Annotated in this window: 3 protein-coding genes; all 3 read right to left on the bottom strand. The window is 57.8% G+C overall.

The annotated features are described in order from the left end of the window. Positions 1 to 65 precede the first annotated feature (65 nt). The 3 genes from ACOTX4_RS25835 to ACOTX4_RS25845 all read right to left on the bottom strand — a co-directional run bounded on the left by ACOTX4_RS25835 (position 66) and on the right by ACOTX4_RS25845 (position 1,577). A complete protein-coding gene (locus tag ACOTX4_RS25835) occupies positions 66 to 269 on the bottom strand; it encodes a hypothetical protein (protein ID WP_000376616.1) in 204 nt (67 codons plus the stop codon). A gap of 127 nt (positions 270 to 396) precedes the next feature. Continuing rightward, entirely contained in the window at positions 397 to 1,236 is an 840-nt protein-coding gene (sul1, locus tag ACOTX4_RS25840) for a sulfonamide-resistant dihydropteroate synthase Sul1 (protein ID WP_000259031.1), read from the bottom strand. Further along, positions 1,230 to 1,577 (bottom strand): quaternary ammonium compound efflux SMR transporter QacE delta 1, encoded by a 348-nt coding sequence (locus ACOTX4_RS25845; protein ID WP_000679427.1) that lies wholly within the window; start codon positions 1,575 to 1,577, stop codon positions 1,230 to 1,232. Before ACOTX4_RS25845 ends, sul1 begins: the two co-directional genes overlap by 7 nt. Between the last annotated feature and the right edge of the window lie 113 nt (positions 1,578 to 1,690).

Raw genomic sequence — 1,690 nt, forward strand, 5'->3', positions numbered from 1 at the left:
ATGTGTACTACGCAGTTTTAGCTGTGGCTTTCACAGGAGCACGCTTACTTACGGCTTAGCGTGCTTTATTTTCCGTTTTCTGAGGCGATCCCTAGGAGCTCGGATCTCAGGACGAAGGTCTCCGCGAATGTCCGGTCGATCCGCGCGACGTCCCAGGCGGGCGTTCCCTTGGCGGACATCCACGCCGCAGCGTCGTGCATCAGCCGCACAACCTCGTCGATATCACCCGAGCAGGCGACCCGAACGTTCGGAGGCTCCTCGCTGTCCATTCGCTCCCCTGGCGCGGTATGAACCGCCGCCTCATAGTGCAGTTTGATCCTGACGAGCCCAGCATGTCTGCGCCCACCTTCGCGGAACCTGACCAGGGTCCGCTAGCGGGCGGCCGGAAGGTGAATGCTAGGCATGATCTAACCCTCGGTCTCTGGCGTCGCGACTGCGAAATTTCGCGAGGGTTTCCGAGAAGGTGATTGCGCTTCGCAGATCTCCAGGCGCGTGGGTGCGGACGTAGTCAGCGCCATTGCCGATCGCGTGAAGTTCCGCCGCAAGGCTCGCTGGACCCAGATCCTTTACAGGAAGGCCAACGGTGGCGCCCAAGAAGGATTTCCGCGACACCGAGACCAATAGCGGAAGCCCCAACGCCGACTTCAGCTTTTGAAGGTTCGACAGCACGTGCAGCGATGTTTCCGGTGCGGGGCTCAAGAAAAATCCCATCCCCGGATCGAGGATGAGCCGGTCGGCAGCGACCCCGCTCCGTCGCAAGGCGGAAACCCGCGCCTCGAAGAACCGCACAATCTCGTCGAGCGCGTCTTCGGGTCGAAGGTGACCGGTGCGGGTGGCGATGCCATCCCGCTGCGCTGAGTGCATAACCACCAGCCTGCAGTCCGCCTCAGCAATATCGGGATAGAGCGCAGGGTCAGGAAATCCTTGGATATCGTTCAGGTAGCCCACGCCGCGCTTGAGCGCATAGCGCTGGGTTTCCGGTTGGAAGCTGTCGATTGAAACACGGTGCATCTGATCGGACAGGGCGTCTAAGAGCGGCGCAATACGTCTGATCTCATCGGCCGGCGATACAGGCCTCGCGTCCGGATGGCTGGCGGCCGGTCCGACATCCACGACGTCTGATCCGACTCGCAGCATTTCGATCGCCGCGGTGACAGCGCCGGCGGGGTCTAGCCGCCGGCTCTCATCGAAGAAGGAGTCCTCGGTGAGATTCAGAATGCCGAACACCGTCACCATGGCGTCGGCCTCCGCAGCGACTTCCACGATGGGGATCGGGCGAGCAAAAAGGCAGCAATTATGAGCCCCATACCTACAAAGCCCCACGCATCAAGCTTTTGCCCATGAAGCAACCAGGCAATGGCTGTAATTATGACGACGCCGAGTCCCGACCAGACTGCATAAGCAACACCGACAGGGATGGATTTCAGAACCAGAGAAAGAAAATAAAATGCGATGCCATAACCGATTATGACAACGGCGGAAGGGGCAAGCTTAGTAAAGCCCTCGCTAGATTTTAATGCGGATGTTGCGATTACTTCGCCAACTATTGCGATAACAAGAAAAAGCCAGCCTTTCATGATATATCTCCCAATTTGTGTAGGGCTTATTATGCACGCTTAAAAATAATAAAAGCAGACTTGACCTGATAGTTTGGCTGTGAGCAATTATGTGCTTAGTGCATCTAACGCCG

Source organism: Enterobacter cloacae complex sp. IR5459, assembly GCF_049238005.1.
Classification (GTDB): Bacteria; Pseudomonadota; Gammaproteobacteria; order Enterobacterales; family Enterobacteriaceae; genus Enterobacter; species Enterobacter hormaechei_C.